Source organism: Empedobacter sp. UBA7252 (assembly GCF_002472765.1).
Lineage (GTDB): Bacteria > Bacteroidota > Bacteroidia > Flavobacteriales > Weeksellaceae > Empedobacter > Empedobacter falsenii_B.
Genome location: NZ_DKSQ01000004.1, coordinates 1 through 14,528 on the forward strand (window position 1 = coordinate 1; position 14,528 = coordinate 14,528).

Annotated in this window: 10 protein-coding genes; 9 read left to right on the forward strand and 1 reads right to left on the reverse strand. The window is 34.9% G+C overall.

Translation table 11 applies throughout. The features are described from left to right. Nucleotides 1-208: hypothetical protein (locus B2X73_RS01670; RefSeq protein ID WP_414647155.1), on the reverse strand; the 208-nt coding region annotated here is incomplete at its 3' end. A 141-nt stretch (nucleotides 209-349) separates the two neighbouring features. Here B2X73_RS01670 and B2X73_RS01675 point away from each other — a divergent pair. The 9 genes from B2X73_RS01675 to B2X73_RS01715 form a co-directional block, all read left to right on the forward strand. Beyond that, nucleotides 350-712, forward strand: coding sequence for a hypothetical protein (locus tag B2X73_RS01675; RefSeq protein WP_291095582.1), 363 nt, complete (start codon nucleotides 350-352; stop codon nucleotides 710-712). Beyond that, nucleotides 702-1,355: a hypothetical protein gene (locus tag B2X73_RS01680; protein ID WP_291095584.1), complete on the forward strand. Its 654-nt coding sequence runs from the start codon at nucleotides 702-704 to the stop codon at nucleotides 1,353-1,355. The genes B2X73_RS01675 and B2X73_RS01680 overlap by 11 nt, the downstream gene beginning before the upstream one ends. Nucleotides 1,356-2,361: 1,006 nt before the next feature. Further along, nucleotides 2,362-4,008 carry a DUF262 domain-containing protein gene (locus B2X73_RS01685; protein ID WP_291095586.1) on the forward strand — a complete coding sequence of 549 codons (1,647 nt, stop codon included), beginning with the start codon at nucleotides 2,362-2,364 and terminating at the stop codon, nucleotides 4,006-4,008. Further along, the gene (locus B2X73_RS01690) at nucleotides 3,995-6,205 is read left to right on the forward strand and encodes a DUF262 domain-containing protein (RefSeq protein WP_291095588.1); all 2,211 of its coding nucleotides are present in this window, start codon (nucleotides 3,995-3,997) and stop codon (nucleotides 6,203-6,205) included. Before B2X73_RS01685 ends, B2X73_RS01690 begins: the two co-directional genes overlap by 14 nt. Nucleotides 6,206-6,578: 373 nt before the next feature. Beyond that, nucleotides 6,579-8,138, forward strand: coding sequence for a type I restriction-modification system subunit M (locus tag B2X73_RS01695; RefSeq protein WP_291095590.1), 1,560 nt, complete (start codon nucleotides 6,579-6,581; stop codon nucleotides 8,136-8,138). Nucleotides 8,139-8,172: 34 nt separating this feature from the next. After that, entirely contained in the window at nucleotides 8,173-9,216 is a 1,044-nt protein-coding gene (locus B2X73_RS01700; RefSeq protein ID WP_291095591.1) for a virulence RhuM family protein, read from the forward strand. Then, on the forward strand, nucleotides 9,209-10,441 hold the full coding sequence (locus B2X73_RS01705; RefSeq protein ID WP_291095593.1) for a restriction endonuclease subunit S: 1,233 nt from the start codon (nucleotides 9,209-9,211) through the stop codon (nucleotides 10,439-10,441). Before B2X73_RS01700 ends, B2X73_RS01705 begins: the two co-directional genes overlap by 8 nt. A 15-nt stretch (nucleotides 10,442-10,456) precedes the next feature. Then, nucleotides 10,457-13,606: a type I restriction endonuclease subunit R gene (locus B2X73_RS01710; protein WP_291095595.1), complete on the forward strand. Its 3,150-nt coding sequence runs from the start codon at nucleotides 10,457-10,459 to the stop codon at nucleotides 13,604-13,606. A gap of 329 nt (nucleotides 13,607-13,935) precedes the next feature. Further along, the coding region (locus tag B2X73_RS01715) for a phosphoribosyltransferase-like protein (protein ID WP_291095597.1) at nucleotides 13,936-14,528 on the forward strand (593 nt) is incomplete at its 3' end.

A 14,528-nucleotide genomic window follows, 5' to 3' on the forward strand; every position in this document is an offset into this window, starting at 1 on the left:
GCTCTTCCGATCTGATCGAGATTCTATAAATTTCCCTGATATCATCAATGTCCCGTTGAAACTGACGTTGGCTGATCGTGAGGAAGTCATAACCAAGAAATGTTGCTTCGTACTGTAACATCCGGTCAATCTCCGGCCAAGAAAGCGGTCTGTGACGCAATTTGTTAATGATTAACTTGTGGCGTAATATGGTTTTTTTTACTGACATAAATGAGCTTTTGACAAATATAGATTTAGAAAGCGACAAAATACGTCGTCTTGTAGAGAGAAGAATAAAAAATATTTTTTTTCGAGATAGCGACGTTCTTTGACCGTTCCCCAGCCTAAGTTTGGGCTAAACAATTGTATGATGGAAAAAGAAACCAACCAACAGGATATCTTATTGCGTGAGCAACAGATTTTGGCCAACAGCGGAACTGGCATCAGAGTCGAATTAGGAAAAGCAGTCAAGTCATTTATCAAGATCGCGTCCTTGGCAATTGCAGCCTTTAGTTTGACTTTTCACGTGATGCCCGATCATGGCTATCGGATATTTCCCAAGGAGCGATTATCCTTCGCCTACACAGTGATTGCGTCGACCGACGTGGACCATATGATCAATCGCTACAATGAAGCGGCGGGTATGGAGCGCATGCTTATTCAACAGGAATATATCTATCGTCGGTTGGAAGAACTAGGTCTTATCGTTTCAAAGGAAGAAGATGGAGAATAAATACCGCGAAACCTTGTCGGCTTTGGACCTGATCAGTATAGGGTTTGAGGCCTTTAGTCTATTGGTACAAATTAAGGGGATGTACCCCCACCTCCGTGTAGGGTATATCTATTACACACCATTGGACTATCTGTCTGACTGGTACGGAAACCCTATAAGTGATAATTTTACCTTTATTCCATTAATGACCGATGCGGTTTCGATTTATAAGGGAGTGAGCTATCGGATATGTTCTATCGATGTCAATACAGTACATACACATTTGGAAGCTTTTTCTGATCGTGCGGTGCTCTTTGGGGCTATGCATGATCCTACTTTGATCAAACTGCTCGACTTCTATGGATTCAGTCAAAAGCGACTGATTTTACGTAGGCCATTGAAATTGGAGCGGAGTAGTGCAAAACCCTATATTGATAAATATTTAAGGTTTTCCAAAACATGGGATCATGTTCTTATATTGGACAGCAACAAGGTGGTCAGATATTTAAATCACTTGGATAGCCTTGTGACACTTCCTGAAGTAGGAGAAGAAATAGAACAATTGTGGCTCAACCTAATTTTTGAGGAATTGAAGCTACCGGTATTGCCGGAGCGTGTCTCCCCACGATTGGCTAAACGGTCCTGTTTATTTATTAATCTCTGATAGCGACGTACTTTGGCGCTAATGCTGGATATCTTTGAGGAAATTCAATGAAATCGTTACGCAGTTTTATCGTTAAACAAGTGTATTCATTTTTTATCTATACAAATATTTATTAATTTACACCAAATCATATTACCCTAATGAGCCTATTTTTAATTACTGTAAAATCACGTCTGGCGGCGAATCTGACCGTCATGGAAAAAGGGATGGCAGTGGTAATAATTGTCAATGTAATTTTATGGATACTGGAGTTAATTACAAAAGTTTAATATTGAGATCGCGTTGATACGTTGTTTACATAATTACACTCAGGGAGGACCATATTTTGGTTTGAATTTATTCTTGTTATCAACATAGGGGACGCCGAAAAACTTGAGAGTAGGCATAAATATATAACATTAAAATTATGGCAAATTACTATTGTGAATATTGCGGAACTAAGTATTCGAGTGTCTCAAGTCTAACTGGCAGCAGATGTAATCGACACCCAAGTGGCCCGGGAAAAGGACGACATAAATTATATGAAGGAAGTGAAAAATCACGGTATATCTGTAAATATTGTGGAACAAAATACTCATCTATTTCAAACCTAACAAGTGGTACTTGCAACAGACATCCCGATGGAGTTGGTAAGGGAAAGCACGCACCTGCTTTGTAAAAAATGTGTTTTATAGCTTGGGCTTTGAAACTCTACAAGTTTATCGTTAAAGTACTTTTTACTAAAATTATTAGAGATTTATTAACATTCATAATATAGAGAGGAGCCCGCGCTGTTGACAAAGCCAGGTGGGAATTAGAACACTATATCAAGCACAGGTCGTTATTGTTTAAAAGGGCTTGTTCTTTGATTTTTCAGAAAAAAGAATATTATGATATAGAAAATTTAGAAGATGAAAAGCATTATACGTACCGCTCTTTTAGATAGAGTCTAACGTAATTGTGCTTCCAAAGATGTCAACACTTCTGCAGACTTGTTTCTGACATATTTGCGAATTACATAGATAAAATGAACGAAAAAATAAATATAGAAACTTATTTCAATAAAGGGACGTTTATTATCCCCGAATATCAACGAGGGTATAAATGGTCCGTAAAGGATTCAGAAAGTAAAAGTTCGTTAGAATACTTTATTGATAGCTTGGTTAAAGCCTTTGAAGACTGTTATCACGAATATTTTATTGAGGCAGTCACGGTCGTCGAAGAAAATAGAAGAATTATTCTGGTTGATGGTCAACAAAGAACAACGTCCTTGTTTTTAATTTTTGTTGAGTTAGAAGATTTTGACTTTATCAAGAACAAACTGAAATATGATATTCGTCAAGATTCTCATAAATGGTTGAACAATCTAATTTCCAACCACAAAGAGGAGATTGTGGATAACGACACACAAGATATTTTCTACTTCAAAGAAGCTTTGAAACTGATTAAATTAAAATTAGATAGTCTTGATAAAGATCAGTTTTCCAAATTTGTTAAAGAAAAAGTCTATTTACTAAACAACCCTATTTCAAAGGAAAAAGCTTTCAATACTTTTATTTCTTTAAATGGATTAAAAGCGGTAATGAGAGAAGAAGAACTCATTAAATCGGATCTGTTAATCAAATCATCAAGAATAGAAAATAATCAATCGAATAAAGAAGATCAATTTGGTATTGAATGGGGAATTAATGAGGATAGAGGAAGGTTAGCAAGAAACTGGGATAAATGGCTGTACTGGTGGAATCAAGATGAGGTAAAGAATTATTTTGGGATAACAAAAGATCATTATCCTCTATATTATCTTTTAGTCACCTATTGGAGAGTAAACTTTTCACATAAAGGGAAAATGAAAGATTTTTCCTTTAATAACTTTAAATCCAAATTCATATCTAACGCTCAAGATGCAAGGAAACACTTTGAGGGATTAAGGAAATTACAGAAAACTTTTGAAGATTTATATGATGATTTCTATTCACACAACTTTTTGGGGCTTATCTTAAAAACAAGTAGTTCAAAAGAGGAATCTTTACATTATTTTCTAGAATCAAAAACAGAAAGAGAACTAACAATAGAAGAGTATGCAAAATGGTCATTGGTCGGAGCAACTCATTTGGAAATTATAAACCAAGTCGTGGAAAAAGTGAAAAATGAAGAAACTGATGAAGAACAGAATGTTTTAATCAAAAGAAGGAAAGCACAGGAAAATATAAATCTTATCAACGAGAAATTTGTTTACTGGGACGAAAATGATGAAGAGTATAATGATGGAAGGAAGGAATACGCTTTTCGTTTTCTGCTATTATTGAACCTTTTAGAGGACAGTAAATTAAAAAGAAAGTTTGATTTTTCAGTTTGGAATAACCGGTCATTAGAACACATTTATCCTAAATCTAAGTCTCAATTACTTGATTTTTCGCAAGAATTTTATAAAGAATCCAGTATACACAGTATAGGTAATTTAGTGTTACTATATGGGGGAGATAATTCTTCATTTGGAGCTAAAAATTTCACAGACAAAAAAAATACATATTTCAATACTTCAGAAGATTTCAATAGCAGGAATTTATTACACACTATTTCTGTTTTTTCAAGATCTCAATGGAGGGAAAGTGAAATAAGTGAGAACAAAAAATCAATAATCAACCAACTAAACAGTTATTATGGACTTAATTAGTAATCACGAATATTCTCTTTCACAACTTTTTTCTACCCCGGGGCGTAGGATTATTATACCCGATTTTCAACGAGATTATTGTTGGGGGGATAAAACTCATGGTGAAAAGCAGGATACAGATATTCTGAGTAATTTTTTAGATACTGTGATAGATGAATTTAACTCCAATCAAAATGCTGATTTATTACTAGGGAAAATTGATGTGTATGAACATCCTAAAGATCATGTTTATTTGACAGACGGTCAGCAACGATTAACATCTCTGTATCTCTTACTTGGAATGCTTTATAGAAATAAAGTACACACCCAAAAAGATCCTATTAAACGATGCTTAGTTTCCGATTTTGAAGAAAACCAAACTGACAAAGAACCGTATCTGAAATATGCTGTAAGAGAAAGTACGGTATTCTTTTTAAAAGATTTGGTTAATGAATTCTTTCTGAAGAATAATAATTTGAAAGTATCTGATATAAAAAAACAACCCTGGTATTTTAGTGAATATAATTTAGATCCCTCAATTATCAGTATGTTATCTGCTTTAAATATTATCGAGAAGAAACAGCGAGACATAGATATTGATGGATTTTCAGAATTTATTATCAACAATATCAAAATTCAGTATTACGATGTACAAGATAAAAAGCACGGTGAAGAGCGCTTTGTAATTATCAATACTACCGGGAAAAGCCTAACAGTTTCTGAAAACATTAAACCCATATTGTTAGCCAATTCCACAAATATTGAAAAGTCAAATCAGTGGGAAGAAAGAGAAACTTATTTTTGGAAGAACAGAAAATCAAAAGAAAGTATAGCCGATGATGGCGTTAATGATTTTTTGACTTGGAGCTTTCAAATTATAGACAAGCAAGATGAAGTTGATATTATCAAAAAAGCAAAGCAACTTCTCAAGGAAAGTAAGAATTTAAATTACCTGCCGAAAATACATATCTTTTTCGAATCATTATTGCAACTCATAGAATGGTGCAAGGAAGAGTGTTTTCAACAACAATTCAAATTTATAAATGACAATAGAGAGGTAAAAAATATAGTAGACTTTCGGGACTTCACTAAAGAAGTACGTCAAAATGTTTTATTTCCTTTAATATCATTTATTTCAAAGTTCCAAGATGATAAGGGAAGTACGTTGAGACTTTTAAGACGTTTACGTAAAAACTTTTTTGATTTAAAGTGGAATGATAGAAAACATAATTATTTGGACTGGCGCTATATTTTGGAGATTATTGAAAAATCAAATTCTATTCATGAAATTTTACAGTTTGAGACTAATGAAAATACGATTTCCAAAATACAGAATATTCATTTAAATAATTGGTTTAATGATGAAGAAAAAATAAAGATAAATTTTTCAAATTATAGAGAAGATATTGAGAAATGGGAAGATCATCAGGATTTTATGGGGGATTTAACGTTTTTGTTTCAAGTAAGTTTTATTGCAAATGACAGCACTGAAATTCCAAAAATTGAATTCGAGGTACCTGTTGATTTTGAGAAACTAAACGGGATATTTCATAATTATCAATCTACCGTAGACTTAATTAGAAACCAACAAACTGCAGAAAAAGATACAGATTTAGCAAATATGTTTAGGCTTTTTCGATTGTTCATTGGTTGTAATAAAGTTGGACATATTTATAGAGCTTGTTGGGATTTTGAAGGTGTATTATTCTCAACTTTAAATAGAGAGCATCTAAATAAAGTTGATTTTATGAAGTTAGTTAACGCTACTGACTTGCTATCTTTTTGCACTACTTTTATCAAAAACAGAATCCATGAGGAAGATATTTTCAATTTAGAAAATTTTACAGCAGAAAAATTCATCAAAGCCTGGTTAACATTAAAAGTATTTTATGCAAATGATAAAAATGAACTATTGGTTTTTTATGATGGAAATGAAACTGGAGTTGCCGCTTATACAGACAATCGCAACAACGATTTGAAGTTGATAAGTACTGAAGAGTTCTCTTTAAGTAACGCTATTTGTGGTTTTGGTGTACGAAGTGGCTTTGGTGGTGGAAATTATGTTCATTATACAAATGAAGATTTATGGTGTAAACCTAATATAATTGATACTCCATTTTCTGATGTAGCTCATAAAAAGGAACATAGGACATTAGAGCAGGTTAAAAAGAACAGCGAGACTATAGAATACATTATTAATTCATTGATTAGATCATAGCTTGGTAACCTTCGCTCAGTTAAGGAACACGCTAAGTACTCGAATGAATTAAAAATCTATCTTTTAAATCTGATCAGTAGAAGCAAGTTTGTCGTAATTGGAGTTTCCGGTGAGGACAAACAAGAACTAAAGATAGACGCAAATTAGAATTTAATTCAGAAAGATAATGATTCACAATTGATAGATGAGGCTCATTAAAATCCCTATTCATTCTATCAGAATACGTTACCTTTCATTACGTTTTACCGTATTAAAAACGTACTTTTTTGAGTATATTTATAGCGATTATTAACATTGATTTAATTATTAAAGACACACACTTAAAAGCTGACTATGTTCAGCTTTTTGATGAATAAAATATTAAATATTTCAGATGACAAGAGAACAGGAAAGAGATGAGTTGCACCGAGCGATATGGCAGATTGCTAATGATTTAAGAGGAAGTGTAGATGGATGGGATTTCAAGTCCTATGTATTAGGTATCTTGTTTTACCGTTTTGTATCTGAAAATCTAACATCACATATCAATAAAGCGGAATGGGAAACAGGAAATACCGATTTTGATTTTGCAAAAATATCCGATGAAGAAGCTGAATTTGGTCGAAGAGATACAGTTTCAGAAAAAGGTTTCTTTATCCTCCCGTCTGAGCTGTTTCAAAATGTACAACGCAATGCAGAAAATAATTCTAACTTAAATGTTGATTTGCACCGTATTTTCAAAGATATTGAATCATCGGCCAACGGTACAGATAGTGAAGATGATTTAAAAGGTTTGTTTGACGATGTTGATGTCAATAGTAATAAATTAGGCGGAACAGTTGAACAACGAAATAAGCGTTTAGCCAAAATTCTAAAAGCCATAGCTGGCCTAAAATTAGGTGATTACCAAGATAATAATATCGATGCCTTTGGTGATACATACGAGTATCTCATGACCATGTATGCAAGTAACGCAGGTAAATCAGGAGGTGAATTTTTTACACCCCAAGAAGTTTCTGAATTGCTGGCTGAAATTACGGTTGTTGGCAAAACCGAAGTCAATAAGGTTTACGATCCAGCTTGTGGTTCGGGATCTTTGTTACTGAAGTTTGCTAAAGTGTTAGGGAAAGAGAATGTACGACAGGGTTTCTATGGACAAGAGGTAAATATCACGACCTATAACCTATGCCGTATCAATATGTTTTTGCACGATATTAATTTCGAAAAATTCAATATTGGTCACGGGGATACCTTAATGGATCCGATGCACTGGGATGATGAACCTTTTGATGCGATTGTCTCCAATCCGCCCTACTCTATTAAGTGGGAAGGAGATGCCAATCCGTTATTGATCAATGACCCACGCTTTTCACCAGCAGGTGTGTTGGCTCCCAAATCTAAAGCCGATCTAGCTTTTACTATGCATATGCTATCTTGGTTGGCAACTTCTGGGACAGCTGCTATAGTTGAATTCCCAGGTGTGTTATATCGTGGTGGTGCAGAGCAGAAAATCCGTCAATATCTTATTGACAATAACTATGTAGATACTGTAATTCAGCTACCCGCCGATTTGTTTTTTGGTACAACGATAGCTACATGTATTATCGTATTGAAGAAAAGTAAAAAAGACAATGCGACTTTGTTTATAGATGCTTCTGCTGAGTTTGTGCGTGGTGGCAACAAGAACAAATTAGCTGATGCAAATCGTAAGAGGATTTTAGATACTTTTATCGCTCGTGAAAGTGTAGATCATTTTGCACGATTGGTACAGAATAGTGAAATTGCTGCGAATGATTACAATATTGCGGTCAGCTCTTATGTGGAACAAGAAAATACCACAGTAGCTACGGATATTAAGGAACTAAATCAACGCATTACCGAAATTGTAGCTCGTCAGCATGAATTGCGTACGGCTATTGACGCAATTGTGAATGATTTGGAAAGTAAGGATTAATGGTAAATGTATTTCGGCATCTGAAAGTTAAGGTATGAACAAGAAAAAATCAGACATTAGAATAGATGTACGATCTTCCGCGGCAGAATATTTAACATTTATCGCAGCTACGGGAGAAAGTGACGTAAATGTTGTTTACGCTGATGAAAATATTTGGCTGTCCCAAAAGATGATGGGTACACTATATCAAGTAGATGTAAGAACCATTAGTGAGCACCTCCAAAAGATATTCAAAGATCAGGAACTTGGGGAAGATGCAGTTATCCGGAAATTCCGGATAACTGCATCTGACGGCAAAAATTACAATACGCAGCACTATAACCTTTCGGCCATTATTGCTGTTGGATATAAGGTGAATTCGGAGCGCGCAGTACTCTTTCGCAAATGGGCAACACAAATTGTCCATGAGTTTACTATCAAAGGTTTTGCTATGGATGATGAGCGTTTGAAAAATGACGGTACTATTCTCGGTAAAAAATACTTTGAGGAACAACTTCAACGTATACGTGAGATTCGGTTAAGCGAGCGAAAATTCTATCAAAAGATCACCGACATCTATATTACAGCTATCGATTATGATTTAACCGCCAAAAGCACCCAGCGTTTTTTTGCTACAGTTCAAAACAAACTACACTGGGCAATTCATGGAAATACGGCTGCAGAAGTTATTGTAAACAGAGCTGATCATCAAAAGGAAAACATGGGTCTGACTACTTGGAAGGATGCTCCGAATGGGAAAATTCAAAAATTTGATGTCAGTGTTGCTAAAAACTATCTCTCTGAGCAGGAGATGCAACAATTGCAACGTTTAGTTTCCGCTTATTTAGATCTTGCGGAAGACATGGCCATGCGAGAAATACCGATGACAATGGAAGATTGGGAAATTCGGTTGAATAGATTTATCGAAGCTACAGACAGAAAGGTGTTACAAGATGCAGGAAAAGTAACTGCTGAAATAGCTAAAGCCCATGCCGAATCAGAATTTGAAAAATACAGAGTCATTCAGGATCAATTGTTTGAAAGTGACTTTGACAAAGAACTAAAAAAACTACAGCAAAAGGGAGGAAATGATGAGTAAGATAGAAGAATTAATAGCACAATATTGTCCTGATGGGGTTAAATTTGGAACTATCGGAACTGTTGCTAGTTGCTATGCGGGTGCAACTCCTAAAACAGGTGTATTGGAATTTTGGGAAGGCGGTACTATTCCTTGGATGAGCTCAGGAGAGGTTAATAAAGGTTTTGTTTATGATACTGAAAAAAAAATAACACAATTAGGATATGAAAAGTCCAGTACTAAGATTGTACCTTCTAATACAGTTGTGATCGCTCTAGCAGGACAAGGAAAGACAAGGGGAATGGTTGCTCTAACTAAAATTTCTTTGTGTACGAATCAATCATTATGCTCGATAATATCTAAAGAGACAATTAAAAGTGAGTTTTTATATTATTTCTTGAAAACACAATATAAGAAATTACGTGATATTTCATCTGGAGATGGTACAAGAGGAGGATTAAATTTACAGATGATAAGAGAATTCCTTATCCCCATCCCCCCATTACCCATCCAAAAAGAAATAGTCAATATTCTTGACAAATTTACTGCACTTGAGGCGGAGCTTGAGGCGGAGCTTGAGGCACGAAAGCGCCAATACGAATATTATCGTAATGAGCTTCTTTCTTTTGAAGGGAAAGAGGTGGCATGGAAAACATTGGGGGAGATTGGTGAGTTTATTAGAGGTAGTGGATTACAAAAAACGGACTTTAGAGAGTCAGGTGTTGGCTGCATCCACTATGGACAGATATATACATATTATGGTACTTCAGCAACTGAAACTAAATCCTTTGTGTCGGAAGAACTTGCAATGAAGTTACGAAAGGCAAAAAAGGGAGATTTAGTAATTGCAGGAGTAAGCGAAAATATAGAAGATGTGTGTAAAGCAGTTGTTTGGCTTGGTGATGAAGAAATTTGTATAAGTGGAGATTCATGGGCTTTCAGACATAATCAAAACCCTAAATTTATTGGATATCTATTACAAACAGATAGATTCCTAGAATTTAAAAAGAAATATGCACAAGGTGCGAAAGTTACTCGTCTGAGAAGTGGGAGCTTACCAACTTTTATAGTTCCAATCCCACCATTAGAAGACCAAGAATGCATAGTAGCCATTTTAGATAAATTCGATGCTTTAGTCAACGACATTTCGGTGGGTTTACCTGCTGAGATTACAGCGCGCAGACAGCAATATGAATATTATAGAGGAAAATTATTAACGTTTGAGCCATTAGCAGTAGCTCAGTAAAGAGAATGTAAGTATATGCCAGCCAATTATAACCTCATTTCAGAAAATTCGGAATCTACTGTTGTTTCGGAATACATTGTCGAATATAAAAGAGAAGTTAGATACCAAAGTGAAGCCGAATTGGAAAAGGCTTTCATTGCATTGCTGGAAAAGCAAGCCTATGAATTTCTACCCATTACAACCAACTTGCAATTAGTGGATAATCTGCGCCTGCAACTAGAAAAGTTGAACGATTATCGGTTTACTGAAAAAGAATGGAAGTATTTTTTCGAAGGCACATTATCTAATCCCAATAGCAATATTGAAGACAAAACCCGATTGATTCAAGAAGATTACATCCAAGCTTTAGAATGTGAAGACGGTTCCTTACGCAATATTTATCTCATTGATAAAAATAATATTCATAACAATCACCTACAAGTAATCAATCAATACGAAACAAATGAGGGGAAACGTTCCAACCGCTATGATGTAACTGTATTGGTTAATGGTTTGCCTATGGTGCATATTGAATTGAAAAAGCGGGGTGTTTCTTTACAGGAAGCGTTCAATCAAATTGATCGTTACGAAAGAGAATCTTTCTGGGCGGATAATGGCTTATTTCAATTTGTGCAATTGTTTGTCATTTCCAATGGTACACTGACCAAATATTATAGCAATACTACGCGCTATACGCATCTAAAAGAAAAAGAAAAACAGGGAACGAAGAAATCAAAAACTAGCAATAGCTATGAGTTTACTTCATGGTGGGCTGATGGGAATAATACGCCTATTTTTGATTTAATGGATTTTGGAAAGACCTTCTTTGCGAAGCACTCTATCCTAAATATCATTACCAAGTATTGTGTATTTACATCAGACAAACTGTTGCTAGTGATGCGTCCGTATCAAATTGTCGCAACGGAGCGCATTCTGCAAAAAATCAACGTTTCAAACAATTATAAGAAATACGGAACAATTGAGGCCGGTGGCTTTGTATGGCACACGACCGGCTCTGGTAAAACCTTAACCTCTTTTAAAACCGCTCAGCTAGCGAGTAAGCTACCGTTTATAGAGAAAGTCATCTTTGTGGTCGATCGAAAAGATTTGGATTACCAGACCATGAAAGAGTACGATAAATTTGAAAAGGGTGCCGCTAATAGCAATACCAATACAGCGGTACTCAAAAAGCAATTGGATAATCCCAATGCAAAGATTATCATTACCACGATCCAAAAGCTTTCTATTCTTATCAAAAAGCAGAAAAATCACGGTGTATTTGGTAAGCCTATCGTATTTATATTTGATGAGTGCCATCGCTCGCAATTTGGAGACATGCACGAATCGATCACCAATACATTTAAGAAATACTTTCTTTTTGGCTTCACAGGCACCCCTATTTTCGCTAAAAATTCCAATAGTGGTGGTAAGGCACATTTAAAAACCACTGTTCAGGCATTTGGCTGTTATGTGCACGGCGATCCCACAAATTGTCCAGAAGCCAATCACCAATCTGCTATCCATACATATACTATTGTAGATGCAATTTCAGACAAGAACGTACTTCCTTTCCGGGTAGATTATATTCGTACGATTAAAGAGAAAGATAATATTGCTGATCAAAAAGTGCGCGATATCGATAGAGAGAAGATTCTTTTAGCACCGAAATACATATCAAATAATGTGGGCTACATTTTAGGACATTTCGATCAAAAAACGATGCGGAATTCCAAGCCCTATTATATGACTACGTTGGCAAATGTCCATGAAGTGGCATCCGCCAAAGATCGCAACAAGATCGAAGAGATTAAAGAGAAAATAAGACATAGTGGTTTCAATTCAATCTTTGCTGTTTCATCCATTGATGCTGCTAAACTATATTATGAAGAATTTAAACGCCAGCAAAAAGAAGTGCCAGAACTGCGCAAATTGAAAATTGCTACTATTTTCAGTTTCGAACAAAATGATCCTGATAATGATGGTGTAGAAGATGAAAATTCCGAATCTACAGAGGGCTTGAGTGGGGTACATCGTGATTTTTTGGATCATGCAATCATGGATTACAATTTAGCGTTTAAAACCAATTACGATACATCTTCAGATAAATTTCAAAACTACTACAAAGACGTTTCTCTGCGCATGAAGAATCGAGAAATAGATTTACTCATTGTAGTGAATATGTTCTTGACTGGCTTTGATGCGACTACTTTGAATACACTTTGGGTGGATAAAAACTTGCGTATGCACGGTTTGTTGCAGGCATTTTCGCGTACAAACCGGATTCTAAACTCTATTAAGACCTTCGGAAATATTATATGTTTCCGTAATCTGGAAGATAATACTAACGAAGCTCTTGCTCTTTTCGGAAACAAGGAAGCTGGCGGCATTGTATTGCTAAAAACATTCGATGAATATTACTATGGCTACAACGATGGGAAGAAAGATATTAGAGGTTATGAAGATTTGGTTCAGGAACTTTTGTCAAAATTCACTATCAATGTGCGAATCGTAGGGGAAGAAGCTGAAAAGGAATTTATAAGACTGTATGGAGCTATTCTTAAAATGATGAACGTATTGCGATCATTTGATGACTTTGAAGGTAAGGAAATACTATCGGATGGTGATGTGCAAGATTACCATGGTATTTACATTGAATTGTACAATGAATTTAAAAAGAAAAGCAATTCCGATCGCGAGAATGTAATCGATGACATTGAGTTCGAAATGGAGTTGATTAAACAAGTTGAAATTAATATTGATTATATCTTGATGCTGATCCGTAAATATTACGAAAGCAATATGAAGGACAAGGAGATTGTTATCAATATTCAAAAAGCTATTGACTCCAGCGTCGATCTTCGGAATAAAAAAGAATTGATTGAGAAATTTGTGGATTCCTTAACTCCATCATCGAATATCGATGAAGATTGGCAGAACTATGTAAAGGAACAGAAAGAAGCCGAATTGAACCAAATTATTTCCGAGGAGCGTTTGAAAGAAGCGGAAACTAAAACCTTTGTAGATAACTCCTTTAAAAATGGCGAAATTCAATCGGCGGGAACTTCTTTCGCAAAGATATTGCCACCAGTTTCTAGATTTTCGCCATCAGGGGATTTAGCAAAGAAAAAGGAAAGTGTGCTTGAGAAGTTAAAGGCTTATTTTGATCGATATTTTAATATAAGTTAGCGGAATGTCTACTCGCTGTAATCTATGCTGAGGGGGGATGGAAACTCAATTTATAAATTGAGCTTAGTAAGTATTGTTAAATTTATTTGTTTTGATTTTAAATTTATAAAATTAAATAATTTTTTTAACCTATATTTATGTAAAGATGTTGAGTGTTTTAAAAGTTTCTGATTATTAAGGAGCAATGTATATAGAGTTTATTGAAGAAAGAGTTAGTGAAGGAAGAGATTCTCAAAAAGCAAACCTGTATCAAAAAATTCCTTTTTGATCTGTAAATAGACAAGTCTTTTTATGGATATCTTACAATTAATAAAGACAATATACTAATCATGCCACATGAGTTTCAATGGAGCAAAGGTAAAGTAAAAAAAATAGAGCTTTTATTGCCTAGGCTTAAATATTCGGTATACCCAACCAGTATAGTTCAGTGGTTGGAAAATTTTGAAAAAGATGAAGTAGAACATATGATTGATTTACTTCGGGTTTTTGAATATATACCTTTCAACGAATTTATGTTTAGGTTAGATATCCTACTTAAAGTGATATTCAAGCAGTTTCCTAATCCAGAGGATCGCATTTTAATTTATCCTTATGGTAAGGTGGGAAAGAGTGGAACACTGGTTACTTATCCTCTGCGTAATACTGGAGCATTTAAGAAACGTGAATCTGATGCAAAGAAGATGTCAAAATTTAGTAAGAACTTAGATTATAACATTATAACTCATGATTACGAAAAAATTTCAATTTTAGATGATGTAAAGTGTGTGATTTTCTTGGACGATTTTGTAGGAAGCGGAGATACCTTTATTAAAGAATATAGAAAACCTGGTATTAAAAAATGGCTAAAAGAAATGAATGTTTCCAAAGTATTTTTGTTAGCTTCTATTATAATGGAAAGTGCTGGATATTTCGGAGGGACCAT